This is a genomic window from Microbulbifer regidiadema (SeqCode) (assembly GCF_052466995.1).
The window spans coordinates 4,575,634-4,600,554 of sequence record NZ_CP174297.1; the positions used below are offsets into that span (position 1 = coordinate 4,575,634).

A 24,921-nucleotide genomic window follows, 5' to 3' on the forward strand; every position below is an offset into this window, starting at 1 on the left:
CTGCATGAGAGGACTGTGTATTTTTAGGCGGGGTTACTGAAGCACTGGAGTTTGAGAATCTGGGTTGCCTTCAATACGCAGCCTCTCAATCCACAGAGCGGTACCACCGGCAACGGCCGCAGGCATAATAAAGATATTTAAAATGGGCACCATTTTGGCCAGCATTACGCTGCCGCCAAAGGCCAGGGTGGTGAGTTTGCGACGGCGCAGTACTGAGGTTAATTCAGCAAAGGGACGCTGGTTATTATCCAGTGGATAGTCGACGTATTGAATTGCCATACACCAGGCGCCCCAGGCGGCGGTGAGCACTATGGGGATAATAATGGTCCAGCTAGTGAGCATGGCAATAATAAATACGATTAGCCCCCAAAACACGAAGTAACCGAGCTTACGCAACTCTCGGCCCAGGGTGCGCGACACCATTTGCATTATCGGCTCGGCAGGGGGAGCTTTGCCGGTGAGCAGTTCCTCGACCTTCTCGGCGAGCAGCCCGTTAAAAGGGGCGGCGATGATATTGGTGATAACGCTGAATAAATAGCCGTAGGCAAGAAAGAACAGGAAAAGCACCAGTAGTGCAATAATCCAGGCCAGCCAGCGAAAAGCACTGGCAGCCCAGGCAGCACCCTTGGCCATCATCGCCTCCCACCAGGACATATTTTCTGTATTGACCGGAGTGTGGGAGAGCAGGCTGCCGATATAATCGCTGAGTCCGCCCAGCTGTGAAATCATAATGCCGCTGATAAGAATAAACAGTACCAGATTTATCAGCAGTGGCACCAGGATAAAGGGGCGCAACTCGCGCCGGCTAATTAAGTGGATACCGCGCACCAGTGCGTCGATACCGTGAACGGGGTTTGAAGTCATACACTCACCTCTCGCTGGTGCAATGCCCGAATTTTCAGGGGTTGTTAGTTGGCGCCAGCGGCTTTTAATATTTCGCGATACTCAGCGCCCTGGCGGTGTTCGCCAATGCGTGCCAGTAGGGTTTTGCCGTCGGGGCCGGGGCTGTTCAGGTCGAGGCCCTCAGCGAGAAACAGTGTTACAAAAGTGGCAAAGCTCTCTACTTTCATACTGCGGTAGGCGCGTTCGAGCAGGTGGTAATCCCGATTGACGCCTGTGGGGGCTTCGCCAACCAGGAAGCCGGCAATGCGCTCCTCATCAAACACTTCTCCGAGGACCTTCTGTTTGTCTTTTTTCTGGCTCAAAACGATATCCTTGCTAGATAAATAAGGCGCGGGCAGGGCCCGCCCCAGGTGTTAAAATATTGTGAGTTAAAGCAGTGCATCTAATTTTTGTTTAAGGATTTTATTGATCATCTGCGGGTTTGCCTGCCCCTTGGACGCTTTCATAATTTGCCCGACGAAATACCCCATCATTTTGGGGCGCTTTGATTCATCGGCCTTGCGGTAGTTTTCTACCTGAGCATCGCTTACAGCGATCACCTCATCCACCATTTGTTCGATAGCGCCGCTGTCGGAAACCTGTTTCAGACCGCGTTTTTCGATCACCTCATCGGCACTGCCCTCGCCGTCGGCAATAGCCTCGAACACCTGTTTGGCGATCTTGCTGGAAATGGTGTTGTCTTTGATCCGTGCGATTAGTCCAGCTAGCTGGTCGGCAGAAACCGGAGATTGTGAAATAGTAAGTTCACGACGGTTGAGCAGCGCTGCCAGTTCACCGTTAATCCAGTTGGCGGCAAGCTTGGATTCGCCACAGGATTTACTCACAGTTTCAAAATAGTCTGCACTGGCACGCTCCTGTGTCAGCTGATCTGCATCATAAGCGGATAGCTGGTATTCCGTTTGGAAGCGGGCTGCTTTTGCATCAGGCAGTTCTGGCAGAATGCTGCGCAGTTGCTCGACATATTCATCGGTGAGTACAACTGGCAGCAGGTCAGGGCAGGGGAAGTAGCGGTAATCATTGGCCACTTCTTTGCTGCGCATAGAGCGGGTTTCATTTTTGTCTGCGTCGTAGAGGCGGGTTTCCTGGGTAATGGTACCGCCGTCTTCCAGGATGTCGATCTGACGCTCGGCTTCGACTTTAATTGCGCGCTCGACAAAACGGAAAGAATTGATGTTTTTTAATTCTGTGCGGGTGCCGAGTTTTTCTTCGCCTTTTAAACGCACGGATACATTGGCATCACAGCGCAGTGAGCCCTGGGACATATCACCATCGGAAATGCCCAGGTAGGTTACGATACTGTGAATTTTTTTCAGGTAGGCCACCGCTTCGGCAGCGCTGCGCATATCCGGTTCAGAGACAATCTCAATCAGCGGCGTACCGGCGCGATTGAGATCGATACCGGACATGCCGTGGAAATCCTCATGCAGGGATTTGCCGGCATCTTCCTCCAGGTGGGCGTGGTGCAAGCGCACTTTTTTACTGCTGCCATCTTCCAGGTGAATTTCCACTTCGCCGGGGCCGACTATCGGTTGCTCCAATTGGGTGGTCTGGTAGCCCTTGGGCAAGTCTGGGTAGAAATAGTTTTTGCGTTCGAAAACCGAGCGCTTGCCGATTTCCGCGTTCATCGCCAGGCCAAACATTACCGCATAGCGAAATGCTTCCTCATTGGGTACCGGCAGTGTGCCCGGCATGGCCAGGTCTACGGCGCAAGCCTGGGTGTTCGGCTCGGCACCAAAGCGGGTGCTGGCGCCGGAAAAGAGTTTTGACTGGGTGGAGAGCTGGACGTGTATTTCCAGCCCGATAACGATTTCCCATTCCACAATTTATCTCCTTATACGGCGCTGGCTTTGTGCCAGTCGGTTACCTGTTGGTATTGGTGGGCGATATTGAGCATGCGCGCCTCATCCAGGTAATTGCCGGTAATTTGTAGGCCCACCGGCATATTGTTTACCAGGCCACAGGGTACAGACATGCCAGGTAGTCCGGCGAGGTTGGTGGCGATGGTGTAGATATCCTCCAGGTACATCGCCACCGGGTCTGCGCTCTTGGCGCCCAGTTCGAAAGCGGGGGAGGGGGTGGTGGGGCCCATAATCACATCCACCTTTTCGAATGCCTCGACAAAGTCCTGCTTGATCAGGCGCCGGGCCTGCTGGGCTTTGTTGTAGTAGGCATCGTAATAACCGGCGGACAGTGCGTAGGTGCCCACCAGGATGCGGCGCTGTACCTCTTCGCCGAAGCCTTCGCCACGGGAGCGCATATAGAGATCGCGCAGGTCTTTGGGCTCCTCGCAGCGGTGGCCATAGCGCACCCCGTCGAACCGAGACAGGTTGGCAGAGGCTTCGGCGGGGGCAATCACGTAGTAAGCGGGTATCGCCAACTGGGTATGTGGCAGGCTGATATCGACCAGTTGCGCACCCAGTTTCTCGAACTCTTGCAAAGCCTCCTGAACCCGGCTTGCGGTTTCAGCGTTTAGGCCCTCACCAAAGTATTCCCGGGGCACTCCGATGCGGAGTCCGGCAATCGGGTTATTCAGCCCGGCGGTAAAATCAGTGGGCTGCTGTTTCAGGCTGGTGGAATCTTTCGGGTCGTGGCTGGCCATGGCGGACAGCAGGTAAGCCACATCTTCGGCGCTGCGGGCGATGGGGCCGGCCTGATCGAGGCTGGAGGCGTAGGCCACGATGCCATAGCGGGAGATGCGCCCATAGGTGGGCTTCAAGCCGGTGGTGTTGGTGAGCGCTGCCGGTTGGCGAATAGAGCCGCCGGTATCGGTGGCCGTGGCGCCGGGTATCAGTTGTGCAGCAACTGCCGCAGCCGAGCCGCCGGAGGAGCCGCCGGGAACACAGCGGGTATTCCAGGGATTTTTTACCGGGCCGTAAAAACTGCTTTCGTTGGAGGAGCCCATGGCGAACTCATCCATATTGGTTTTGCCCAGGGTAACGGCGCCGGCGGTGTTGAGATTCTCAGCAACGGTGGCATCGTAGGGGGGAATAAAATTATCCAGCATCTTGGAGGCGCAGCTGGTGCGTATGCCCCTGGTGCAAATAATATCTTTGTGGGCGATGGGCACGCCGCACAGTGCCGCTGCCTCACCGCTGGCCAGGCGCTGGTCGGCGGCTGCGGCTTGCGCCAGGGCGCTCTCTTCGGTGACGCTAATAAAACTGTTGTAGTTACTGTCCAGTTGCTGGATGCGGCCGAGTAAATGGCGGGTTAGCTCTGTACTTGAGAACTCTTTACTCCGCAATCCACGGATGATCTCGGCGATAGTAAGCTGATGCATGTTATTCCCTTAAAGGCTCTAGGCGGGCTGAGGGCTGGGTATTAAAGCGGACTTTGTCAGTGTTGGGCTGTTAGTCAATTACTTTGGGAACCAGGTAGAGGCCTTCTTCAGTCTGGGGAGCCAGCTCGAGGAAGTCTTCGCGCTTATTCGCTTCTGTTGTTGTGTCGGTGCGCAGTTCCTGCACTTCGTCGAGCGGGTGCGCCATCGGGGCTATGCCATCGGTATTGGTGGATTGTAACTGGTCGACCAGTTGCAAAACCTCTCCGAGGCGACTGCTGACTTCTTCGATGGTTTCTTTGGATATGGCGATACGGGCCAGCTCCGCGAGTTTTTCTACAGTTTGCGTATCCACTGCCATGGTGATGGACTCCTCCAGCTTGAGTTGCGAGTCGAAAGCTGCCCGGATTAGTTCAGCGGGCAGAACCGGCAAATTTAGCACAATGGGGTAATATTCTCACCGGCCCGGGCAGTAATGAATCGCGGGCCTCAAATGACCGCCCTTCAGCCTTGCTCTGATGCCTAGCGGTTGTTAGAGTTTGCCGAATCCTGCCGAGTGATGAGAGACTCCGGTATTTTGCGTAGAATCCGATTCGAAATGCGGCTCGGAACTCAGAATTATTTATGCGGACTAAGTAGGATTTATATCCATAAAAGAAGCCGCGCCCGCAGTGCCCGACCTGGGGGCTGACAATTAGTACAAGGTAATCGAATTCCATGTTTAAACGTTTGCGGGGTATGTTTTCCAGTGATCTCTCCATCGACCTGGGAACTGCCAACACGCTGATTTACGTTCGCGATCGCGGCGTAGTACTCGACGAGCCCTCTGTCGTTGCTATACGTCACTACAATGGTCAGAAAATTGTTGAGGCTGTCGGAGTCGAAGCTAAGCGCATGCTCGGCCGGACCCCAGGCAATATTACGGCTATTCGGCCCCTGAAGGACGGTGTTATCGCCGACTTCCAGGTGACTGAAAAAATGTTGCAGCACTTTATCAAGAAGGTGCATGAAAACAGCTGGATGCGCCCGAGCCCGAGAGTGCTGGTGTGTGTTCCCTGTCAATCCACAGAGGTGGAACGCCGCGCAATTCGCGAGTCGGCCCTGGGCGCCGGCGCCCGCGAAGTGTCACTGATCGTAGAGCCGATGTCCGCTGCAATTGGTGCCGGCCTGAATGTCGAGGAGGCGAGCGGCTCCATGGTGGTGGATATCGGTGGGGGCACCACTGAGATCGCCATTATCTCCTTGAATGGTGTGGTTTATTCCGACTCTGTGCGCATCGGCGGTGACCGCTTTGACGAGGCTATCGTCAACTATGTGCGTCGCAACTACGGCAGTGTGATCGGTGATGCGACCGCCGAGCGAATTAAAGAAGAAATTGGCTGCGCCTATGCGGGCAGTGAGGTTCGCGAAATCGACGTGCGCGGCCGCAACCTGGCCGAAGGTGTCCCCCGCAGTTTCACCCTGAATTCCGATGAAATCCTCGAGGCCCTGCAAGAGCCGCTGACCGGGATTGTACAGGCGGTCAAAAGCGCGTTGGAGCAATCTCCCCCCGAATTGGCCTCCGATATCGCTGAGCGCGGCATGGTACTGACCGGCGGTGGCGCCCTGTTGCGCGACCTCGATCGCCTGTTGATGGAGGAGTCGGGCCTGCCGGTGATCGTTGCCGACGATCCGCTGACCTGTGTGGCCCGCGGCGGCGGCAAGGCACTGGATATGCTGGATAGCAACCGCCTCTACCTGATGTCTAACTAGTAGACAGTACTGCGTAACCTGCTGGGGAGCTTGTGGCTGTGTCCGCAAGTTCCCTGTAATAAAAACAGTGCGAGCCGTCTTCGGGGCTTGTACTGTTCTCACCATGTTTGATTTGACCTGCTAAGAGGGGGTTGCCTGTGAAGCCGCTATTTACCCGCGGTCCCTCTGCCGAATACCGCCTGGGCTTTCTCGTCATACTCGCCATCGCACTGATCGTCTCCGACCATTACACCAACTGGTTCCAGCCGGTGCGCGAGCGCTTATCCGGGGTTGTTGCTCCACTTTACTGGGTAACAGGAACTCCCGAGCGCGTGGGTGATTGGGCGGATGAGCAGTTTCGCTCGCGCGAGGAGCTGCAAGAAGAGAACAGCCGCCTCAAGCGCCAGGTTCTGTTGCTGGAGCAGCGCAGCCAGTTGCTGGCCGCAGTTAAAGCGGAGAATACCCGCCTGAAAGAGCTGATGAATTCGGCAGAAATGGTCGATGATCGAGTACTGGTGGCCCAGGTGATCGGCGTCACCCCGGACCCCCAGGAGCATGTGCTGCTGATCGACAAGGGCCGCGATGACGGCGTTGATATCGGCACTCCGGTAATGGATGCCAGCGGTTTGCTGGGCCAGGTAATTGAGGCGGGCGATTCCTATAGCCGCATCCTGCTGATTACGGACTCGAGCCACGCCATTCCCGTACAGGTCCTGCGCAACAGTATGCGCACCGTCGCCGAGGGCACCGGTGACCTCTATCGCCTGAAACTGCGCCACCTGGCCAATACCAGCGATATCCGCGAGGGCGATTTATTACTCAGCTCTGGTTTGGGCGGCCGCTTTCCCGCAGGTTATCCGGTCGGTGAGGTTGTCTCGGTGCAGAGAGATCCGGGTAAGCCTTTTGTCGAGGCGGAGGTACTGCCCAGAGGCCGGATGAATCGCAGTCGCTTTGTACTGGCGGTTATCGGTGATGGAGGGCGCTCTGTTGCAAGCGAATAACCGCTGGTTCATTGCGGTCACTATTCTGCTGTCACTGCTGCTCGCCATTATGCCCCTGCCACAGGAGTGGCTCTGGTTTCGCCCGGCGTTTCCGGCTCTACTGGTGATATTCTGGATTACGCGTATGCCCCAGAGCCTGGGGGTGGGATTTGCCTGGATGATCGGTATCTTGCAGGATTTAGTCACCGGGGCGAGTCTCGGAACCCACGCATTGGCTCTATCGGTTCTCGCCTATTTCAGCTTGCTCACCTATCAGCGCACCCGAGCTTTTAACCCGGCCCAGCAACTGCTGTGGGTATTTGTGTTGGTGGGCATCCACCAAGTCGTGGGCAATTGGGTACACGGCCTCGAAGGCAAATCGGTGCCCGGGCTGACTTTCCTGTGGCCAGCCCTGACCACAGCCCTGCTCTGGCCCTGGGTAACCCCGTGGCTGGGAAGCCTTTCCAGGCGTTTACACGTTCGTTGACCGTCTCGTCGGCACTGTAAATCAGTGTAAAAAATTGATTAATTTTCGAACAGTGCCGCTATAATCAGCCGCTGGTCCACAGGGAATATGTATTAGAGTGACAAAAAGTGCTTCTGACAATCGGCTTCTTTTGGCTTCGGGTTCGCCGCGCCGCGCCGAGCTATTAGCTCAAATTGGGGTGTCTTTCTCCCGGTTATCCCCCGCTGTTATAGAACAGCAGCAGCCCGCAGAAGGCCCTATTGAGTACATAGAACGCCTGGCCCACGACAAGGCCACAGCGGGCTTTCGGGCTGTCGGTGGCCCTGAGGGTCTCTGGTCTCTGGGGGCGGATACTGTGGTTGTGGCGGGGGAGACGCTGCTGGAAAAGCCGGTAGATTTTCCTGACTTTGAGTCGATGATGCGGACTCTGTCGGGAGTGGAGCACTCGGTGTTCACCGCAGTATGCCTGCATTCGCAGGAGCGCCAGTTTAGCCGGGTGGTAGAAACCCGGGTCAAATTTCGCCATTTATCCAAATCCCAAATAGAGGCCTACTGGAATACCGGAGAGCCCACCGACAAAGCTGGTGGTTACGGTATTCAGGGTTTTGGTGCCGCTTTGGTTGAGGCTGTGAGTGGTAGTTATAGCAATGTTGTAGGGCTCCCGCTGGAAGCTCTGGTCCCCATGTTGGATCATGCGGGAATTCCCTATTGGCAGGAGGGCCAATCTTGAGCGAAGAGCTGTTAATTAATGTCGCGCCGACCGAAACCCGGGTGGCCCTGGTAGAAAATGGCGTACTTCAGGAGGTCTACCTGGAGCGCAGCGCGCGGCGCGGGATTGTAGGTAATATCTATAAGGGAAAAGTGATTCGTGTACTGCCCGGCATGCAGGCAGCTTTTGTCGATATTGGTCTCGAGCGCGCGGGCTTTATCCACGCCTCGGATATTGCCCCCCTCGACGACGAAGGTATGGAGGCGCGGGATGCCGAAGTGGCAGACATCCGCGCTTTAGTCCGGGAGGGGCAGTCACTGGTTGTGCAGGTGGTGAAAGACCCGATCAGCAGCAAGGGGGCCCGCCTGACTACGCATCTCTCGGTTTCCGCCCGCTACTTAGTGTATATGCCGCAGACCCGCCATATCGGTATCTCCAACCGCATCGAAGACGAGAGTGAGCGCGAGCGCTTGCGCCAGTTGGTTGAGGCGGCTTCTCTGCGCCTTGCCGAAGACGGTTTATCCGCCGACGGGGGCTTTATTTTGCGCACCGTTGCCGAGGGAGTGAGCGAGGAAGAACTGCTGCGGGATATCCCATTCCTGTACAAACTGTGGGGCGAGCTGGAGGGGCGTATCAGAGAGCGCCCTGTGCCCTCGGTGATTTATGAGGATCTGCCGCTATTTATGCGTGCACTGCGTGATCTCGCGCGCCCTTATACGGAAAAGATTCGTATAGACTCCCGTGAGGCTCATGGTCGCGCGGCGGAGTTTGCCAGTAAATACGCACCGGAAATAGCCGGACGCCTGGAGCACTATCCCGGTGAGCGCCCGCTGTTTGACTTATACGGTGTCGAAGAGGAAATAAGGCGGGCACTGCACAATAAAGTAACCCTGAAGTCCGGTGGCTACCTGATCGTAGAGCAGACAGAGGCGATGAGCACCATTGATGTCAACACCGGTGCTTTTGTTGGCCATCGCAACCTGGAAGAGACTATCTTCAAGACCAACCTGGAGGCTGCGACAGCCATTGCCCGCCAGTTGCGTTTGAGGAATTTAGGCGGGATTATCATTATTGATTTTATCGATATGAAAGATCCGGAACACCAGCGGCAAGTCCTGCGCACGCTGGAGAAGACCCTGGAGCGGGACCATGCCAAATCCAGTATCACCGGGGTTTCCGAGCTGGGCTTGGTGGAAATGACCCGCAAGCGGACCCGGGAGTCCCTGGGGCAGATTTTATGTGAACCCTGCTCGGTCTGTTGCGGGCGGGGAACCCTAAAAAGTGCAGAGACGGTTTGCTTCGAGATTTTCCGCGAGATCATTCGCGAGGCGCGCTCTTACGATAGTGAAAAAATTATGGTGCTGGCCAGTCAGGTGGTGATAGATCTCTTGCTCGATGAAGAGTCGGCCAATGTCGCCGATCTCGAAGAGTTTATCGACCGGCCTATTCAGTTCCAGGTAGAGCCTATATACAACCAGGAGCAGTATGACATTGTTCTTGTGTAATCCTCTATTCACCCGCCCGCAGGGGCCGAGTGTCTGTTGTCGGCACTGGGCCCATATCTGCACGGTGGTGAGGCTATAGCGATGGCGGTAATACGCTGGATTGCAAGAAAATTCTGGCTGCTGTCGGTAAGCCTGGTGATCGCACTGGCCATTATCGTGCAGACGGGCCGACTGCTTTCGCCACAAGTGGAGAATTATCGCCCGCAGATTAGTCGCTGGCTGTCCGGGCAGCTGGGTGTCCCGGTGCAGATGGATCGCATCTCCCTGCGCTGGGAGGCCCTAGAGGTAGCTCTACAGCTGGATGGGCTGCGCTTGGGGGAGAATGGCGAGTTGGGTATGGGGCACGGCCTATTCCAACTGGATCTGCTTTCCAGCCTCTGGCACCGGGAGCTGGTGTGGAAAGACCTGCAAATGCACAAGTTTTCCGCCGGGCTCAGTCGCGATGAAAACGGCCTCTGGCACCTACAGGGTTTTCCCGATGTCCCGCTAAAACTGGAAGGCAGTACGGCGCCCAATGCCAAAGCGGCAGATCCGGCCCGCCTGTTTCAGTTGAGCCCCAAAATCCAAATCAGCGATGCCGCTATTACGGTCCGCCTGCCCGATGAGCAGCTGGCTGAAATCAATCTGCCGGAAATTCAATTGGAAAATAGTGGGAGTCTCCACCGCTTGACCGCAAGGGCATTTATTTCCCGTGAAGGGGAGAGCCGTCAGGTTGATGAGGAGACCCTGCGGCTCGTATTGGAGGGGCGCGGCAACCCCAAAGATAAAGAGCACTTTTCCCTGCGCGGCTATATGCAGCTCAATGAGCTGCTGCTCGATGAGGATATTGTCAGTTTGCTCCATGAGCTGACACCGCTGCCCGATCGTTTTCACTGGCGGGGCAGGAAGTGGGCAGATGGCCGCCTGTGGCTGCACAGCGATGCCGCCAGCGGGTATCGCATTGTGGGACAAGTGGACTTGGCCCAGGTTGAGAGCCTGGCCGATATACAGAAAAGCGGGGATATCGAGGGGCATATCCTAGCCCCGCTGCGCGCCTTCTCTGGAGACTTGTCGGGGCGCTGGTTGCCGGGAGAGTACTGGCGTTTAGCGCTGCAGGATATTGAAATCGATTGGCAGAGCCTGCAAATGCCACCGCTCAATTTGCAGGTTCACAGCGATCGAGAGGGACTGGCCCTGATGGCCGATGTGGTCGACCTCGCTGGTTGGAGCGGTATTTTAAATCGCTTGTCACTGCTCGAGGGGGCTGCCGATGAGTGGTTGCGTGCGCTAAAACCCCGAGGCCAGCTGTACAGTGTACGCCTGCGAGCGGGTGCGGGGCGACAGTTAGAGATCAGTGCCAACTTGAACGATATTGCCGTGGAGGCGTTTCGGGGAGCTCCGGCGATTAATCAGTTGAGCGGATACCTGCAAGTAGAGGGTGCCAGCGGTTGGGTTGAACTCGATGGGACTCCTCTCGGTGCGCACTTCCCCAACCTGTATAAAAACGCCTTTGGGTTTGAGCAGGCCGGCGGCACCATCGCCTGGGATGTCGATAAGGCGGAAAACCAGGTCAGTGTTCTGTCGGGGCCACTGAAGTTGGAGGGGGAGCTCGGTCGAGTCGGTGGCCAGTTTATGCTGTCGCTACCTTTTCACGCCCAGACGCGACCGGCGGATTTGGTGCTTTCCCTGTCATTGAAAGATACGCAGGTACTTGTCCAGGAAGAGCTGGTGCCCTTTGTAGTCAGTGAAGATTTGCGCAAATGGCTGAAAACCGGCCTGGGCACCAATAATCGGGGGCGCGTTGAGAGTGCGGCCTTTATCTATCGCGGCAGCAGTTATAGCCCGGATGGCGAGGATGAATCCTTCCGCGCCCTGGCGGGTCACCCCGAGCGCAGGACTATCCAGTTGGCGCTCGACTTTTCTGGTGCGAGTCTGGATTACGCCAGTGATTGGCCCGGGGTCAGGGATGTGGATGGCCGTTTATTGCTCGATGATGACAGGGTGCGGGTCAACGCCGATAGGGCCAAGCTTTGGAATATGGATGCGGGAGATATCCAGGTTGCAGTGACCCCACAGGCGAACGGAGGTTCGCGCCTGGATGTGCAAACCCATGTGGTTGGGCCCGCTGCCGATGGGCTGCGGCTGTTGCGTGAATCCCCGCTCAGAGATCACCTGGGAAGCGCCTTTGATGATTGGGCCCTGAGCGGACAGCTGGATGGCGCTGTCTCTTTGACACTGCCTCTGGGGCGGGCAGCGGTAATGTCCAAGCAGCAGATCGAACTGAATTTGAGTCGCGGTGGTCTCCAACTGGAAGGCCTGCGCCTGGATACAACGGCATTAAATGGCCGGGTGAAGTACGACAGTAGCACCGGCCTTGAGGGAACCCGGCTGACCGGCAAGCTGTGGGGGCGGCCACTGACTGCGCGCATCCGCCATTTCGGCGAGGGGGATGCGCGGGATACCCAGGTGGTTATCGACGGCAGCGCACGGGTTGAATCGGTGTATGACTGGAGCTCGCGGCCGGAGTTGCAGTGGCTGGAAGGTGAAATGGACTACCAGGCCCTGGTGACCATTCCGGCCAAGTCCGAGGAAGTACCCTACGCGGCTGTATTTGAACTCACCTCCAACCTGACCGGTGTGGCCGTGAACCTGCCTGAGCCTTTGGGCAAGGCGGCGGAGGCAGAAACTCATTTCGTATTGCGGGTGCCGATTGGGGAGCAGGGCAGCTTGTTCCATATGGACTATGGCGAGCATTTGCAGGGCCAGTTCTGGCTGATTGATGGAGAGTTGGAGCGCGCTGCAATCGGCTTGAATGCCGAGGCAAATCTGCCCTCCGAGCGGGCGCTGACAGTGACCGGAGATATTTCCACGGTGGATCTCCCCCGCTGGAAGTCGCTGTTGGGTATTTATCAATCCCCTGGGCCGGCGCTCCCGAACACTGACAAAGCTCTTGCCGACGCAACAGTTCTCCCCTCCGAGGATGTCGAGACTACCGGTACGCCACTGCCGATACGCCTGGATGTCAGTACTGATCAGTTGCAGTTAGGCTCTGTGGATATTGAGCATATCCACGTGAGCGGCGAGGGCGTGGGGGCAGACTGGAGCCTCAAATTTGATAGTGAAATGGCGGCCGGGGATCTGACGGGAGTATTGGATGGCAGCGCACCGCTGCGCTTGCAACTCGCGCATCTGCGCCTCCCTATGCCTGAAAAACAGCCGCAGCCTGACACTGAGGCATTTCCTCTGGACCCCTTTGTGGAAGAGGTGGTCTCAGACCCCTTGGCCGGATTTGATTTTACCAGTGTGCCGCAGATCGATTTCAGCACCGAAATCCTCCAAATCGGTGAGGAGGTACTGGGCCCCTGGTCATTTAAGGTGAGATCATCGACGGATCGCCTGGTGCTGACTGATATTCACGGTACGGTAAGGGGGTTCCGCCTCGAAGGACAGGGTCAGCGGGGTGAGGAACTGGGCGCTGAGCTGGTGTGGGCGAGGGATGCCGAGGGTCAGGAGTCATCGCAATTTAGCGGTCGACTGGTGGCCGATGACCTCGCAGATATCCAGCGCAAGATGGGGCATGAGCCGCTGATTGAGAGCAAGTCCGCGAGTTTTGCTACCGCTTTTCGATGGGCGGGTTCTCCGGCACAGGCCAAGGGCAGCCTTCTCTCCGGGGAGCTTAAGATTGATATTCGCGATGGCCGCTTCCTGCGCTCAACGGGTGCCACGGGCTCTACCGTATTGCGCCTGTTGTCACTGTTTAATTTTGATACCTGGGCCCGGCGCCTGCGCCTTGATTTCTCCGATCTCTACAAGAGCGGTATGGCCTTTGATCGGGTGCGCGGTGAAGTGGTCTTTGAGGGCGATGGCCAGCTGCTTATTGCGGTACCAATCCAGGTGGAGGGGCCTACCAGTGAGCTGCAAATGGCGGGGCGGGTCAACTTGCTCCGCGAAGATCTGGATTTGACCTTAGTAGCCACCTTGCCGGTAGGCAACAATCTGGCTCTGGTTGCCGCCCTGGCTGGGGGCTTGCCCGCAGCGGCGGGGGTCTACCTGATCAGTAAGGCGTTTAAAAAGCAGGTTAAAAAGGTTGCCAGCGTGAGCTACCGCATCAGCGGTGGTTGGGCGGACCCACAAATGCGATTTGAGAAGCTGTTTGATGGAGATGGCGCTAAACGCCAGGGAGCGGTCCTGGAGCACGGGGACAGCAAGTCACAGGTTGAGGCGAGCTCTGACGAGCAGCGCCCACCTGCGGCCTGAGCTTTAATGGCGTAATGCAAAAGCCATCTCATTGATTCCCTGTAAAAGGAGCATTGCAGATGGCACGGTATTCACTTTCCCTAGTTGTCGCCGCCGTTACCCTTTCGGCCTGCACGGCGGCGGATGATCCGCAGCGCGATCAGACTATGACGGTCGCCGAGGCCGAGAGGCATATTGCGGAGGGGACTGATCTCGAACAGATTCCCAAATCGGTGTGGAAGAAGATTCTGCCGCAGGAGCGCTACAATATTCTTTGGGAAAAGGAGACTGAGCGCGCCTTTAGCGGGCAGCTTCTGTACAACAAACAAAAAGGGACTTATATCACTGCGGGCTGTCGGTTACCGGTTTTTAGCTCTGAGCAAAAATATAAGTCCGGCACTGGCTGGCCCAGTTTCTGGGACGTAGCCTACCCGCAAAATATTATCTTAAAGGACGACTACAGCTGGGGGTTGAAGCGCACAGAGGTGTTGTCAAAGTGCGGGGAGCACTTGGGGCATGTCTTTAAAGATGGTCCGGAGCCAACCGGGTTGCGCTATTGTCTCAACTCCCTCGCCCTGGATTTTGTCCCAGCACCGGAAGACAAGAAAACACCATAATCTCCCAAGGTTTAAGTAGGGTTAGGGCGCTGGCAGCGGGTTGCTACTGAGCGCCCCCGAGATCTTATTCTGCTTCTTGAATAAAAAAGTCGCGAAGATAGCGGAAGAGTTTGCGCTGGTTGGTTGGCGGCTTATTATTTTTGATCTCCCGGTGGGAATCTCTGATCAATTGGCGCAGCTGTTGGTGATCAATACCGGTGTACTGATTAAAAAACTCACCCTGGGCGCTATTGCCTTCTTCCAGTAAGCGTTTGCGCCAGTCTTCGGCCATCTTATCGAAACGCAGGTGTTGCTGGTCTCGCTCTTTAAATCGGTTTAATACCGCTTCAATGGCCTCCTGGTCGGCACTGCGCATCAATTTGCCGATGTACTGCATCTGGCGCCGGCGCGCTTCGTTGGATTTGATCCGGTGCAGAGTCTCGATGCCCTCCAGTAGGTCCTCGTCGATAGGAACTTGGGCCAGCTGGGCCTTGGAGAGCTCGGTCAGCTGCTTGCCCAGGTCCTGGAGTTCGTGCATTTCCTTTTTGACCTGAGTTTTACTTTTTGGCAGGTCGTCATCGTAGTCGTCGTATTCGTACATCTTCGGTTCGCTTTCGGTAAATAAGGGGGTTTGCTTCAGAGGCTACTCAGCTAAAGTACCAAGTGGCCAAGCCCAGAAAAGACATAAAGCCCACTACATCGGTGACTGTAGTCAGTGCTACACCACCGGCCAGGGCGGGATCAATTTTCATAGCGCGCAACGCAACGGGCAGTATGGCCCCGGCGAGCGCAGCGGTTAATAGGTTGATGACCATGGCGGCGACGATAATGACGGCGATCCATATATCGTCAAACCACATGGCCGTGATCAGTCCCATCGCCAGAGCCCACAGCAGGGCGTTGAGTGCCGCCGAGCCCAGTTCACGGGAGAGCAGCCAGCTCAAGTTGCTGCGGCCAATCTGGCCGAGGGCCATGCCGCGAATGACCACGGTGAGCGTTTGACTGCCAGCCACGCCCCCCATACTGGCGACAATAGGCATTAGCACTGCCAGGGCGACCACCTTGTCGAGGGTATTCTGGAACAGACTGATCACCCAGGAGGCGAGAAGTGCCGTGAGTAGGTTAATACCCAGCCAAACGGCTCGCCGCCGCGCGGTGCGCCCTACTGGGGCGAAGGTATCCTCTTCCTCGTCGAGGCCTGCGAGGCTCATCAGGGAGTGGTCGGCATCTTCGCGGATGACGTCGACCACATCATCAATGGTGATTCGTCCCAGCAGGCGGTTGTCCTCATCGACTACCGGCGCGGTAATCCAATCATATTTTTCAAACAGTCGCGCCACTTCGGTGTCGGGCATATCTGCGGGTATGGGTTCCACATCGGTATTGACCACTTCGCGAACAGTTACCGATGGATCTGTGGTGAGAATCTTGGACAGCGGTAACAGGCCGATATATTGGCCTCTGCGGTTAACAACAAACAGGCTGTCGGTAGACTCCGGCAACTGTTCATGGCGCCTCAAGTAGCGAAGCACCACATCCAGTGTAAGGTTGGGGCGGACGGAGATGGTGTCGGTATCCATCAAGCCGCCGGCTGTGCTCTCATCGTAGGCGAGGACACTTTCGACCCGGAGGCGGTCGGTTTCCGTCATCGACGAGAGTACTTCGGCGACGACTCGCTCTGGCAGTTGTTGCAGTATATCGGCGATGTCGTCGGCATCGAGGCCCTCCACCACCGCCACCATTTCCTCCGTATCCATGGTGGCGAGGATCTGGCTGCGCACATCGTCGGTGAGCTCCTGTAGAACCTCACCCTCTGTTTGCCGATCGACAAGGTTCCAAAGTACCTGGCGAATACGCGGTGGGGAGCTCTCCAGTAATTGGGCGATGCTCTGTGGGGTCAGGGTTTTGAGCATGCGCCGGACTTCTTGCCCCGTGCCGCTATCTAGCGCGGCATACAGCTCACCCAGCTGATTCTGTGCGCGGAACTTGATTTCGGCTTGGGGAGAGCTGGGCACAAAAAGTCCTTACTGCTAGTGGTGAAAATGGGAGGTAGTGTAAAAGCTCAACGATTTAGTGTTTGTGAGTGGGCCTCGGTTTGGCAATAGTATACCGGCCTCTATTCCGCTTCGCCGAAACGATTGGAGATGAGTGAACTGATGGCCTCCAGGGCGGCAGATTCATCGGCCCCCTCTACCTCCAGTCCCAGCTCTGTGCCTTTGCCGGCGGCGAGTAACATCAGTGCCATTACGCTTTTGCCATCTACGGCTTTGCCCTGACAGTGCACTTTGATGGTGGAGCAGAAGCGGGAGGCGGTCTGCGCAAACTTACTGGCGGCGCGGGCGTGCAAGCCGAGTTTATTGATGATGGTCAGTTGCTGTTTCTGCATGGCGCTGATCGATAAAAGCCTACTTTTGCTGTTCCCGATGACGAATCTGAACGTTGGCGAATTCTTTGGAAAACTTTTTTACCAGCTGCTCAACCATATAGACGGATCGGTGCCGCCCTCCGGTACAACCGATAGAGATACAGGTGTAGCTGCGATTACTTTTTTGGTAAGAGGGCAGCCAGTTTTCCAGGAAGCTGGTGATATCGGCCTCCATCTTTAGCGTCTCTGGGTGTGAGCGCAGGAAGGTTGCGACTTCGATATCCCTACCGGTTTTTTCCCTTAAGCTCGGTTCCCAGTAGGGGTTGGGCAGGCAGCGCAGGTCAAAAATCAGATCCGCATCCACCGGCACCCCGTGCTTAAACCCGAAGGACTGGAATAGGATCGCCATACTGCTGGATTGTTCGCCCACCACGCGGTTTTTTATCAGTTCGCGCAGCTGGTGCAGGCTCAGGGAGCTGGTGTCAATCACCATATCCGCAACGGTGGAGATGGGGGTGAGCAGCTCTTTTTCCTGGTTGAGGGCTTCCAACAGGTGGGTGCAATCGTTGCTGAGGGGGTGTTTGCGCCGGGTCTCGCTGAATCGCTGTACCAATACGGGTTCCCGCGCATCCAGGTAAATCACATCGCACTGAACCCCGCTTTGGCGCAGGGATTCAATAACGCCGGGAGCTTGCCTGATGTCCTGCCAGAGGTTGCGGGCATCGACCCCCAGGGCTAGCGGGGTATTTTCTTTCGGTGGCTGCGCCCTGACCCGCTTAACCAGTTCTGGGAGTAGGCTGGTGGGCAGGTTGTCGATGCAGTTGAAGCCGACATCCTCCAACAGCTGTAGGGCAGAGCTTTTACCCGAGCCGGAGCGGCCACTAATAATCACCAAGCGCATGGGGACCCCTCCTCTTTACACAAGTCTTTATTATTTCGCTTATTGTACTGCCTGGGCACCGGGGCAAATTTCAGCGTTGAGTGCCAGTTACCGGACCGCTCTCAGGCGGCTGCGGTGCTATCAATTGCCAGGGCGTAGAGTTCATCGCTGCTCTGTGCCTGTCTTAGCTTATCCCTTACCAGGCTGTCGGAAAACAGGGCGGCGATTTCTGCCAGTGTATCCAGGTGTTCCTGTTCGGCGTCTTCGGGGACCAGAAGCGTAAACAGCAAGTCGACAGGCTGGCGATCCACAGAGTCAAAATCAATGGCAGGTTCGGTGGTGCAGAGAACCCCGATGGGGCTTTCACAGCCGGGCAATCTGCAATGGGGAATGGCGACGCCGTCGCCAATTCCGGTGGAGCCCAGGCGCTCACGGGCGATCAGCTGGTTAAAAACCGTATCGGAATCGTGTTGGGGATATTGTTCGGCGATGGCCTGGGCAATATTGAGTAAGAGCTTTTTTTTGCTACTCCCCGCCAGGTGGCAAAGACTGAGGCGGGGAGAGAGTAATGCTTCCAGTGTCATAGTTCAGCGATGGTTCTGCAACTTCTCTTTGTGTTTTTTCAGTTGGCGGTCCAGCTTATCGGTGAGCGCATCAATTGCCGCGTACATATCCCTGTCCTCAGATCCAGCGCAGAGATCGTGACCATTAATATGTACGGTCGCCTCAGCTTTTTGGATCAGCTTTTCGACAGATAAAATAACTTGCGCATTGGTGATATTGTCGTAGTGCCTGGACAGCTTCTCCATTTTGGTTTCGCAGTAGCTGCGCATAGGTGAGGTAACGTCGACGTGGTGGCCACTAATATTGATCTGCATGGATTTCTCCTTAAAGGTGCATCACAAGTCGGCGCTCACCCCCTAACGGGTCGCAACCCTACTAGGAAGTGGGCCAGAATGGAAGGATACACTCAAATTTTGGGTTTTGGTTACAGGCGGGGCGGTAGGGGCGCCAGAGGTTTGTGACTGGCCATTGTTTTGGGGTCAGGGTGGTTGGCGGTTCTGGGGGGGGGGCTAAACGAGCCGTTTCCGCTCACTTGACGAGGGGATACCCATGGATTCGCGGTATTTCGCTACCGTTCGACGTGCAACCTTAATCCCCTGTTTATCCAATTCTTGGGTGATTTTGTTGTCGGACAGCGGCTTTCTGGGGACTTCGGTATCGATAAGTTTGCGAATAAGGGCCCTAATCGCCGTGGATGAGGCGTCTTCGCCGGAGTCGGTGCTGACGTGGCTGGAGAAGAAGTATTTGAGTTCGAAGACTCCGCGCGGGGTCAGCATGTACTTCTGGGTAGTGACCCGGGATATCGTGGATTCGTGCATGCCGATGGTTTCAGCAATATCCGCCAGAACCATGGGTCTCATCGCCTCGGGGCCCTCCTCAAAAAAACCCTGCTGCTTGTCCACAATCGAAGTGGCGACCTTCAGCAGGGTGTCGTGGCGGCTCTGCAGGCTTTTCAGAAACCAGCGGGCCTCTTGTAGGTGATCCCGCAAGAAGTTGTTCTCCCGCGAGTTGTCCGCTCGCTTTACCAGTGAGGCGTAGTGGCCATTGATACGGATCTTGGGGGTGATTTCGGGGTTCAGTTCGACCAGCCAGCGCTGTTCCTTGCGCGACACAATAATGTCGGGAATAACATAGGCGGGCTGCTCGCCGCTAAACTCTTCCCCCGGGTTGGGGGTGAGCGTCTGAATAAGGCGGATGACCTCGCCGAGCTGGGCTTCAGTGAGGCGTGTGCGCCGGCTGAGCTGCCTGAAGTCCCGTTTTCCGAGCAGTTCCAGGTGGCGCTCAATAATGGTCTGCGCCTCTTTTAGCCAGGGGGTCCCCACAGGCAGTTGCTGTAGTTGTAGCAGCAGGCACTCTTGCAGGTTTCGGGCTCCGCAGCCGGCCGGCTCGAATTGTTGCACGGCTTTAAGGACGGCAACCACCTCATCCTCTTCGATCTGCAGAGAGGTGGCAACATCGTTAACTGTGGTATTGAGCAGGCCGTTGGGGCTGATGGCGTCAATAAGATGCTCGCCAATTCGCTTGTCGTGGCTGGACAGGGTGGTGAGGTTTAATTGCCAGCGCAAGTGGTCTTGCAGTGTGTCGATCGCGGTGTTGCGCTCAAAGTTGGGGTCTTCGCCCTCGGTTGGGGCGCTGTAGCTGCTGTAAATATCGTCCCACTGGGTATCAACGGGCAGCTCTGCTGGAATATCCTGATTCCAGTCGGCATCGCCAAGCTCTTTTTCCTCGCTCGCGGTGGGGGTTAAATCCTCTCCCGTACTGGATGGTAGTTCTTGCTGAGCGTTTTTTTCCGTATTTGCCGCTGGGGTCAAATCTTCGCTCTCAACTTCCAGCATGGGATTGCCGTCGAGGGCTGCCTGGACTTCCTGCTGTAAATCCAACGTGGAGAGTTGCAGGAGGCGTATTGCCTGCTGCAACTGTGGGGTCATGGTTAGCTGTGTGCCGAGCTTGAGCTGGAGAGACTGCTTCATAGTTTAGAGTTGCAGGCCAGTGCGACAATGGGTCTATCAAAGTTAACCCGAGATGGCGCAGACTACCCCGGCCCCCTAACTATTACAAGCAATAAGCGTGCCGATAGCCGCTAGGGGAGGGGCTAATTCACCCATAAATTATGATGAAATTCTCGGTATTTGGGGTATTTTGTTATACTTGTCATCATTTGCCATTAAATGGTGAACTCGTGTCCCAAATACACCTCGCGGACTTGCTGGTTGGCCAGGACGTCATCCGGTGTGCCTGAGGCAATAATATGGCCCTCGCTGACGATATAGGCGGTTTCGCAGATATCCAGGGTTTCCCTCACATTGTGGTCTGTGATTAATACCCCGATACCCCTGTCCCGCAAGTGGCGGATGATGTATTTGATATCGTTTACCGAGATGGGGTCGACCCCGGCAAAAGGTTCATCGAGTAGTACAAAGCTCGGGTCTGTAGCCAGGGCGCGGGCAATTTCTACCCGGCGCCGCTCTCCGCCAGACAGGGCCATGCCGAGGCTGTTTTCGATATGGGTAATATTGAACTCTTCGAGTAGCTCCCTGGCCTGTTTTTCGCGCTCCGCCCGATTGAGTCCCTTGCGGGTCTCAAGGATTGCGAGAATATTGTCGCGTACCGATAGACGTCGAAAAACAGAGGCCTCCTGGGGCAGGTAGCCGATACCCTTGCGGGCGCGACCGTGCATGGAGAGGCGGGTAATATCTTCGCTATCAATTAGGACTTGCCCGGCATCAGCCTGCACCAGCCCTGCAATCATATAAAAACAGGTTGTTTTGCCGGCTCCATTGGGGCCCAGCAGGCCGACAACCTGTCCGCTGGATACGCTGACAGAGACATCTTGAACAACTTTTCTTTTCTTATATTGTTTAGCGAGGTGTAACGCTTGTAGCGTTGGCATAGTGAATCCTGAAATCTGACCGCAGCGCTATATGGCTGCGGATTACATCATTGTAAATAGCGCTGTTTACTGGCATTGGAGTCTGGCTGGATTACTGGCTGGCGTTGGTGTCGGCGGGTTCGCTGGTCTCGCTGCTTTCAGGCTTCCAGATCATCTCAACTCTGCCCTGGCCCGGCTGGCTGCGGGCGCTCATTTGCTCCGTCGCGAGGTCGTAGTCAATTTTTTCGGCAGTCAGAGTGTTGCCATCCCGATCGATATAAGCTTCGCCGATAAGCTGTAACTCTTCGGAGCTGATGGCGTATTCTATGCGATCAGCGCGGGCCTTGACGGGTTCCTGGCTCTCTAAAATCTTTTGCTGGAAGTGTGCTGGGCGGCCCACGGCTACCACCCGGCTGATTTCATCACTTTCGGTAAAGTGCACTTCGACGCGGTCTGCCCTGATTTGCAGGGAGCCCTGGGTGATGACTACATTGTCACTGTAAACCACCAGGTGGTTGGCGCGGTCGGCCGACATGGAGTCTGAGCCCACAGAGATTTTCTGGGTCCGGTCATCGGGCAATGCCTGCGCAGCAGCAGTAATTGCTGCCAGTGCAATCGCGATAAGGGCCTTGAGGGGCGAAAAGTGGCGGTTATTGGGTGTCATAGCTGCTCTTTACATCGGACAGGATTTCCATCCGGTTTTCTTTCAGGTAGGCGCGCAGCCCCTTACCTTCTGTGCGATTGGGGCCGGAGCTAATAATAACAACTTTGTCAGTCTCGGCGAATTCCCTGTTGGGGAAGATTGTGATTCGCGATGTCTCTAATTTGACGCCATCCGGGGTGGGGAGTTCATCAATCTGTACATCGCCATTGAGCACGATGCGCTTCCCGCGGTTGAAGGCGGTGCCGCGCTTGGAGCGGGTTGCCCATTTGGCGGTGTCGTCGGTATAGAACAGCATGCGCGGTTCTTTCAGGTTAGCCCGGTCCCGGCGCTTGAACTGAAAGTAGGTGATCTCTTCTGCGTCCACGCGGTAAGCCAGATTGCCCGTCTGGTCAAAGTGGCGGGTCTCCGCCCCCTTGATAATCAAGTCCGCAGCGCGGTCTTGCTGTTGCGGGGTGGGTCTTTTGCCCAGGAGTTGCTCTGGCGGACTCTCGGAAAACCAGAGTCCGGCACTGATAAGTAGAGTGACCAGTACGAGAGGCAGCCAGGAGCGCATTACTTTTCTCCGATATAGGGGGCGAGTGCCGCGTCAAAGGTCCCCTGGGCAATCATAATGCGGTCGCAGACCTCGCGCACGGCACCTTCACCGCCGCGTGCACCGGTGATCCACAGGGCTCGCTCGCGCACCGGTGGGGCCGCATTGGGTGGCGCAATAGGGCAGCCGATTTTGGTCATCACCAGAAGGTCGGGATAGTCATCGCCGACGTAGGCAATATCCTCCAGTCGGCAAGACTCTTCAGCGAGCAGCTCCTGTAGGGCGGCAAACTTGTCTTCGCGACCCTGGATTAGCTTATTAATACCCAGATCGTGTGCGCGGCGCTCTACTACATTGCTGCGCCGGCCGGTAATAATTGCCACGCGAACTCCGGAGTTTTGCAGCATTTTTATGCCGTGCCCGTCCAGGGTGTTAAACGTTTTAAGCTCGTTGCCATTATTGTCAAAATAGAGCTTGCCATCGGTCAGGACGCCATCTACGTCCAGAACAAGCCAGCGGATATTTTTCAAGGAGTCATTTATCTTTTGTTCGGATATCACCGGGGTAATCTCTCTTTACCTGTGGGGGCGGGCATGGCCCGCTCATCATAAATAATTGCTCGCTATTATCTCAGATAACGCCGGCGCGCAGAATATCGTGCATATGGAGTAGGCCAACTGGGTGGTGCGCCTTATCTTCCACGACTAATGCGGTGATTTTGTAATCTTCCATAATTCGTAGAGATTCAGCGGCAAGGGTGTCAGTGGAAACCGTTTTGGGACGACGGCTCATTACTTCTTCCATAATTGCTTTATCGAGTTCGACTTTTTGGTCGATGACCCGGCGCAAATCTCCATCGGTAAAGACTCCGAGCAGTTCACCGTCGCTGTTGACGATGGTTGTCATACCGAACCCTTTGCTCGTCATTTCCAGCAGGGCTTTTGCTAGTGGGGTTTCTGGATTTACCTGGGGTAATTCGTCACCAGCGTGCATCACATCCTCGACCTTCAGCAGGAGTCTGCGTCCGAGGGCGCCACCGGGGTGGGAAAAGGCAAAATCTTCGGCGGTAAAGCCGCGGGCTTCAAGCAGGGCAACTGCCAGTGCGTCACCCATCACGAGGGTTACGGTTGTTGAAGAGGTGGGTGCCAAGTTGAGTGGGCAGGCCTCTGTGGCTACGGAAATATCCAGGTTGACTTCCGCAGCTTGTGCCAGGGGAGAGTCAGTTTTCCCCGCCATGCTAATCAGCGGGATGCCCAGGCGTTTTAGCAGGGGGAGCAGGGTGAGGACTTCGGCGGAGGAGCCGGAGTTGGATATAGCGATAACAACATCGTCCCGGGTGATCATGCCGAGATCGCCGTGGCTGGCCTCACCGGGGTGAACAAAGAAGCTCGGGGTTCCCGTGCTGGCAAGGGTTGCAGCGATCTTGCGGCCAATATGCCCGGATTTACCCATGCCGGTAACAATGGTGCGGCCGCGACACTGCATAATCATTTCGCAGGCCCGCTGGAATTCGCCATTAATTCTGTTTTCCAGTGCTGCTACCGCTTCAGTTTCCATGCGGACGGTGCGGCGCCCGGCTTCCAAAATTAGATTTTGTGTCATCAACTACCTCGAATCACTCTCGCGCTCTTTAATATGTCACAGTAAGGTTCGCCTAGTCTGCGACAATCTCAGTGTTAGCTTATGCGACAGCGGGGATAATTTGCTGTCTTAAGGGCCCATTAATTGAAAGGGGCCCGCCTTTTTGCTGTCGTGCTAATCTATATTAGCGGGCTGGTAGCGGTGGAAAAAGTCAGTATGTCTTCCCAATGTGCCAAATGACACACTCGTACACCGCCACATTGCCCGATGCGGTCATGGTATAGTTTGCCGTCTCCGCTGTCAGCTATGTCACTCAATGGATGATCGACACAGTCTCGGTTGGGCTGCGGGAGGATTGATATGTGGTACAAATATGGCACTAAATTGCGCCATATGCGTCCAAGGAATGATTTGCTAACTGGAGATAATTTGTGAACGTATCATTTTGGATTGGCCGGTACGGTTTGTCGCGATGGATTAGGTTTGCGCTTTGTGTTGTTTTTGTATCTGCAGTAGTGCCTGCAGCCAATGCTGCCCAGAATCCATACGTTATGATTAAAGGGGTGTCCGATGAGCTGCTGGGGGTGATTCGATCCAATGCCCAGTATGCGAATTCAGACCCGCAAAGATACTACAGTGCTGTTGAAGGGGTACTTACCCCGGTCGTTGATTTCGATTTTATCGCTCGCGGCGTGATGGGGCGCTACGCCAAGCAGGCAACCGCTGAGCAGCGCTCTCGCTTTACCCACGCCTTCCGCCGGGATCTCGTCGCAACATTTGCGCGCGGTGTAGTCAATTTTGGCGATCTGGACGTGAATGTGATTAACCCCGGTACTACGCCCCAGGGCAATCGTGTCAACGTGCTGCAAGAGGTGCGTAGTAAAGAGGGGGTAACAAAAGTTTCCTATACCTTGGTGCGCAATCGGGCGGGCCAGTGGAAGTTGATTAATGTCATTCTGAATGGGGTCAACTTAGGTAAGACTTTCCGCAGCCAGTTCTCGCAGTCAATGCAGACCTATGGAGACATCGACAAGGTGATTTCCAATTGGTCGGCGGCAGACGATGCGGCGAATAAAGTGAGCTGATC

The 24,921-nt window shown here is 55.8% G+C and carries 25 protein-coding genes; 8 read left to right on the forward strand and 17 right to left on the reverse strand.

The genetic code is table 11. From position 1 onward, the window contains the following. Positions 1–33: 33 nt before the first annotated feature. From cysZ to gatC, 5 genes are all read right to left on the reverse strand, one after another. Positions 34–864 carry a sulfate transporter CysZ gene (gene cysZ, locus ACJJIK_RS20040; protein WP_444943688.1) on the reverse strand — a complete coding sequence of 277 codons (831 nt, stop codon included), beginning with the start codon at positions 862–864 and terminating at the stop codon, positions 34–36. Positions 865–908: 44 nt separating this feature from the next. Further along, positions 909–1,205 carry a PA4642 family protein gene (locus tag ACJJIK_RS20045; protein ID WP_444929988.1) on the reverse strand — a complete coding sequence of 99 codons (297 nt, stop codon included), beginning with the start codon at positions 1,203–1,205 and terminating at the stop codon, positions 909–911. A 66-nt stretch (positions 1,206–1,271) separates the two neighbouring features. Continuing rightward, positions 1,272–2,723, reverse strand: a complete 1,452-nt coding sequence (gene gatB / locus ACJJIK_RS20050) for an Asp-tRNA(Asn)/Glu-tRNA(Gln) amidotransferase subunit GatB (protein ID WP_444943689.1) — start codon at positions 2,721–2,723, stop codon at positions 1,272–1,274. A gap of 11 nt (positions 2,724–2,734) precedes the next feature. Further along, positions 2,735–4,180 (reverse strand): Asp-tRNA(Asn)/Glu-tRNA(Gln) amidotransferase subunit GatA, encoded by a 1,446-nt coding sequence (gene gatA, locus ACJJIK_RS20055; RefSeq protein WP_444929990.1) that lies wholly within the window; start codon positions 4,178–4,180, stop codon positions 2,735–2,737. A 70-nt stretch (positions 4,181–4,250) separates the two neighbouring features. Next, positions 4,251–4,538, reverse strand: coding sequence for an Asp-tRNA(Asn)/Glu-tRNA(Gln) amidotransferase subunit GatC (gene gatC / locus ACJJIK_RS20060; RefSeq protein WP_444932386.1), 288 nt, complete (start codon positions 4,536–4,538; stop codon positions 4,251–4,253). A 356-nt stretch (positions 4,539–4,894) separates the two neighbouring features. Between gatC and ACJJIK_RS20065 the strand changes: the two genes are divergently transcribed. From ACJJIK_RS20065 to msrB, 7 genes are all read left to right on the forward strand, one after another. Further along, positions 4,895–5,929 (forward strand): rod shape-determining protein, encoded by a 1,035-nt coding sequence (locus ACJJIK_RS20065; RefSeq protein WP_444929991.1) that lies wholly within the window; start codon positions 4,895–4,897, stop codon positions 5,927–5,929. A 137-nt stretch (positions 5,930–6,066) separates the two neighbouring features. Next, positions 6,067–6,909 (forward strand): rod shape-determining protein MreC, encoded by an 843-nt coding sequence (mreC, locus tag ACJJIK_RS20070; RefSeq protein WP_444929992.1) that lies wholly within the window; start codon positions 6,067–6,069, stop codon positions 6,907–6,909. After that, complete coding sequence (gene mreD, locus ACJJIK_RS20075) at positions 6,896–7,375, forward strand: rod shape-determining protein MreD (protein ID WP_444929993.1); 480 nt, start codon at positions 6,896–6,898, stop codon at positions 7,373–7,375. Before mreC ends, mreD begins: the two co-directional genes overlap by 14 nt. Positions 7,376–7,472: 97 nt before the next feature. Further along, positions 7,473–8,084, forward strand: coding sequence for a Maf family protein (locus ACJJIK_RS20080; protein ID WP_444929994.1), 612 nt, complete (start codon positions 7,473–7,475; stop codon positions 8,082–8,084). Next, the gene (rng, locus tag ACJJIK_RS20085) at positions 8,081–9,568 is read left to right on the forward strand and encodes a ribonuclease G (protein WP_444929995.1); all 1,488 of its coding nucleotides are present in this window, start codon (positions 8,081–8,083) and stop codon (positions 9,566–9,568) included. Before ACJJIK_RS20080 ends, rng begins: the two co-directional genes overlap by 4 nt. Positions 9,569–9,604: 36 nt before the next feature. Further along, complete coding sequence (locus ACJJIK_RS20090; protein ID WP_444943690.1) at positions 9,605–13,804, forward strand: YhdP family protein; 4,200 nt, start codon at positions 9,605–9,607, stop codon at positions 13,802–13,804. A 59-nt stretch (positions 13,805–13,863) separates the two neighbouring features. Further along, positions 13,864–14,400: a peptide-methionine (R)-S-oxide reductase MsrB gene (msrB, locus tag ACJJIK_RS20095; protein WP_444943691.1), complete on the forward strand. Its 537-nt coding sequence runs from the start codon at positions 13,864–13,866 to the stop codon at positions 14,398–14,400. Between the two features lie 64 nt (positions 14,401–14,464). On the opposite strand, the gene yjgA is transcribed toward msrB, so the two are convergent. The 12 genes from yjgA to ACJJIK_RS20155 form a co-directional block, all read right to left on the reverse strand. Next, positions 14,465–14,980 carry a ribosome biogenesis factor YjgA gene (yjgA, locus tag ACJJIK_RS20100; protein WP_444943692.1) on the reverse strand — a complete coding sequence of 172 codons (516 nt, stop codon included), beginning with the start codon at positions 14,978–14,980 and terminating at the stop codon, positions 14,465–14,467. 46 nt (positions 14,981–15,026) lie between these two features. After that, a complete protein-coding gene (gene mgtE / locus ACJJIK_RS20105; protein ID WP_444943693.1) occupies positions 15,027–16,394 on the reverse strand; it encodes a magnesium transporter in 1,368 nt (455 codons plus the stop codon). A gap of 101 nt (positions 16,395–16,495) precedes the next feature. Beyond that, positions 16,496–16,765, reverse strand: a complete 270-nt coding sequence (locus ACJJIK_RS20110) for an HPr family phosphocarrier protein (protein WP_444930000.1) — start codon at positions 16,763–16,765, stop codon at positions 16,496–16,498. Between the two features lie 19 nt (positions 16,766–16,784). Further along, positions 16,785–17,645: an RNase adapter RapZ gene (gene rapZ / locus ACJJIK_RS20115; protein WP_444930001.1), complete on the reverse strand. Its 861-nt coding sequence runs from the start codon at positions 17,643–17,645 to the stop codon at positions 16,785–16,787. A 101-nt stretch (positions 17,646–17,746) separates the two neighbouring features. Continuing rightward, positions 17,747–18,208: a PTS IIA-like nitrogen regulatory protein PtsN gene (ptsN, locus tag ACJJIK_RS20120; RefSeq protein WP_444930002.1), complete on the reverse strand. Its 462-nt coding sequence runs from the start codon at positions 18,206–18,208 to the stop codon at positions 17,747–17,749. A 3-nt stretch (positions 18,209–18,211) separates the two neighbouring features. Beyond that, positions 18,212–18,502, reverse strand: a complete 291-nt coding sequence (gene hpf / locus ACJJIK_RS20125) for a ribosome hibernation-promoting factor, HPF/YfiA family (RefSeq protein ID WP_252465170.1) — start codon at positions 18,500–18,502, stop codon at positions 18,212–18,214. 195 nt (positions 18,503–18,697) lie between these two features. Next, a complete protein-coding gene (locus ACJJIK_RS20130) occupies positions 18,698–20,158 on the reverse strand; it encodes an RNA polymerase factor sigma-54 (RefSeq protein WP_444943694.1) in 1,461 nt (486 codons plus the stop codon). 194 nt (positions 20,159–20,352) lie between these two features. After that, positions 20,353–21,078 carry an LPS export ABC transporter ATP-binding protein gene (gene lptB / locus ACJJIK_RS20135; RefSeq protein ID WP_444930004.1) on the reverse strand — a complete coding sequence of 242 codons (726 nt, stop codon included), beginning with the start codon at positions 21,076–21,078 and terminating at the stop codon, positions 20,353–20,355. A 91-nt stretch (positions 21,079–21,169) separates the two neighbouring features. Beyond that, positions 21,170–21,721 carry a lipopolysaccharide transport periplasmic protein LptA gene (gene lptA / locus ACJJIK_RS20140; RefSeq protein ID WP_444930005.1) on the reverse strand — a complete coding sequence of 184 codons (552 nt, stop codon included), beginning with the start codon at positions 21,719–21,721 and terminating at the stop codon, positions 21,170–21,172. Continuing rightward, entirely contained in the window at positions 21,708–22,274 is a 567-nt protein-coding gene (gene lptC, locus ACJJIK_RS20145) for an LPS export ABC transporter periplasmic protein LptC (RefSeq protein WP_444930006.1), read from the reverse strand. The genes lptA and lptC overlap by 14 nt, the downstream gene beginning before the upstream one ends. Further along, on the reverse strand, positions 22,274–22,810 hold the full coding sequence (locus ACJJIK_RS20150) for a KdsC family phosphatase (RefSeq protein ID WP_444932387.1): 537 nt from the start codon (positions 22,808–22,810) through the stop codon (positions 22,274–22,276). Before ACJJIK_RS20150 ends, lptC begins: the two co-directional genes overlap by 1 nt. Positions 22,811–22,883: 73 nt before the next feature. Next, the gene (locus ACJJIK_RS20155) at positions 22,884–23,855 is read right to left on the reverse strand and encodes a KpsF/GutQ family sugar-phosphate isomerase (protein ID WP_444930007.1); all 972 of its coding nucleotides are present in this window, start codon (positions 23,853–23,855) and stop codon (positions 22,884–22,886) included. Positions 23,856–24,385: 530 nt separating this feature from the next. Here ACJJIK_RS20155 and ACJJIK_RS20160 point away from each other — a divergent pair. Beyond that, positions 24,386–24,919, forward strand: a complete 534-nt coding sequence (locus tag ACJJIK_RS20160; RefSeq protein ID WP_444930008.1) for an MlaC/ttg2D family ABC transporter substrate-binding protein — start codon at positions 24,386–24,388, stop codon at positions 24,917–24,919. The last annotated feature ends 2 nt before the right edge of the window (positions 24,920–24,921 follow it).

Coding starts and splice junctions, on each gene's coding strand:
- cysZ (WP_444943688.1), bottom strand. CDS start 864: ATGACTTCAAACCCCGTTCACGGTATCGACGCACTGGTGCGCGGTATC.
- gatA (WP_444929990.1), bottom strand. CDS start 4,180: ATGCATCAGCTTACTATCGCCGAGATCATCCGTGGATTGCGGAGTAAA.
- gatC (WP_444932386.1), bottom strand. CDS start 4,538: ATGGCAGTGGATACGCAAACTGTAGAAAAACTCGCGGAGCTGGCCCGT.
- ACJJIK_RS20065 (WP_444929991.1), top strand. CDS start 4,895: ATGTTTAAACGTTTGCGGGGTATGTTTTCCAGTGATCTCTCCATCGAC.
- msrB (WP_444943691.1), top strand. CDS start 13,864: ATGGCACGGTATTCACTTTCCCTAGTTGTCGCCGCCGTTACCCTTTCG.
- yjgA (WP_444943692.1), bottom strand. CDS start 14,980: ATGTACGAATACGACGACTACGATGACGACCTGCCAAAAAGTAAAACT.
- ACJJIK_RS20110 (WP_444930000.1), bottom strand. CDS start 16,765: ATGCAGAAACAGCAACTGACCATCATCAATAAACTCGGCTTGCACGCC.
- rapZ (WP_444930001.1), bottom strand. CDS start 17,645: ATGCGCTTGGTGATTATTAGTGGCCGCTCCGGCTCGGGTAAAAGCTCT.
- ptsN (WP_444930002.1), bottom strand. CDS start 18,208: ATGACACTGGAAGCATTACTCTCTCCCCGCCTCAGTCTTTGCCACCTG.
- hpf (WP_252465170.1), bottom strand. CDS start 18,502: ATGCAGATCAATATTAGTGGCCACCACGTCGACGTTACCTCACCTATG.
- ACJJIK_RS20130 (WP_444943694.1), bottom strand. CDS start 20,158: ATGAAGCAGTCTCTCCAGCTCAAGCTCGGCACACAGCTAACCATGACC.
- lptB (WP_444930004.1), bottom strand. CDS start 21,078: ATGCCAACGCTACAAGCGTTACACCTCGCTAAACAATATAAGAAAAGA.
- lptA (WP_444930005.1), bottom strand. CDS start 21,721: ATGACACCCAATAACCGCCACTTTTCGCCCCTCAAGGCCCTTATCGCG.
- lptC (WP_444930006.1), bottom strand. CDS start 22,274: ATGCGCTCCTGGCTGCCTCTCGTACTGGTCACTCTACTTATCAGTGCC.
- ACJJIK_RS20155 (WP_444930007.1), bottom strand. CDS start 23,855: ATGACACAAAATCTAATTTTGGAAGCCGGGCGCCGCACCGTCCGCATG.
- ACJJIK_RS20160 (WP_444930008.1), top strand. CDS start 24,386: ATGATTAAAGGGGTGTCCGATGAGCTGCTGGGGGTGATTCGATCCAAT.